The organism is Sphingopyxis sp. LC363 (assembly GCF_000756385.1).
Taxonomy (GTDB): Bacteria; Pseudomonadota; Alphaproteobacteria; order Sphingomonadales; family Sphingomonadaceae; genus Sphingopyxis.
Genome location: NZ_JNFC01000070.1, coordinates 1 through 689 on the forward strand (window position 1 = coordinate 1; position 689 = coordinate 689).

Below are 689 nucleotides of genomic sequence, written 5' to 3' on the forward strand. Positions count from 1 at the left end.
GGGCTACGCCCTCCGCCAACACAGCAGCAGCCGATCCCGGCCGTAAGTGTCGCGGCCAAGTCTCCCGTAACCGTCGACTCTGCGGCCGTACCGCGCTAAGGATATCCAACGAGGAATACGTCAAAAGTAGGAAGTGAACGCGGCGCTGCTGGTTTTGGTGATCGAGGCTGGCGTGATAGGATCGACCCGTTCCACCGGCGTCCGAGAAGACGAGAATGCGCTTGGCGCCGTTCATGAACGCGTCGGCATCGGCCATGCAGGCCGAAGGCGAACGCGACTGCAGTTTCTGGCTGCCGTCCGGCAGACGCACGAGGCGTTTCGTTCGTCCGGTCACCTCGGCAACCGCGTCGGTCCCAAATCGCTCGATAACGGCATCGAGGGCGGGCGCGATCGGCGGCATCGCGCCAAGCAGTTCGAGCGTGTCCTCGCGAATCCGCAACGCCTCTTGACTATGTACCGGATTCCCGTCGGCGTCGGATAGCGGGCGCGAGCGTTCATTGCCATCCTCATCGCTGACTACTTCCATGGCCCGTGTGGGAAACGCCGCCTGAAGATAGTCCATCACGAGTTCTTTGCAGTCGCAGTTTATGTCGAGCGTGGCGGCGCGAGGCGCAGGTTTCCTTCGGTTTTCCATGATTTCACTCCAGATATTATGAGGGTTAGAGAGAGTGTTCGGAGACGGGTCAGGC

General features: G+C 61.1%; 1 protein-coding gene. It reads right to left on the reverse strand.

Annotation, left to right across the window (positions count from 1 at the left end; all coding sequences use genetic code 11):
* Window positions 1-634, reverse strand: a 634-nt coding sequence (locus FG95_RS18495; protein WP_200880224.1) for a strawberry notch C-terminal domain-containing protein, incomplete at its 3' end; no start/stop codon positions are given.
* Between the last annotated feature and the right edge of the window lie 55 nt (window positions 635-689).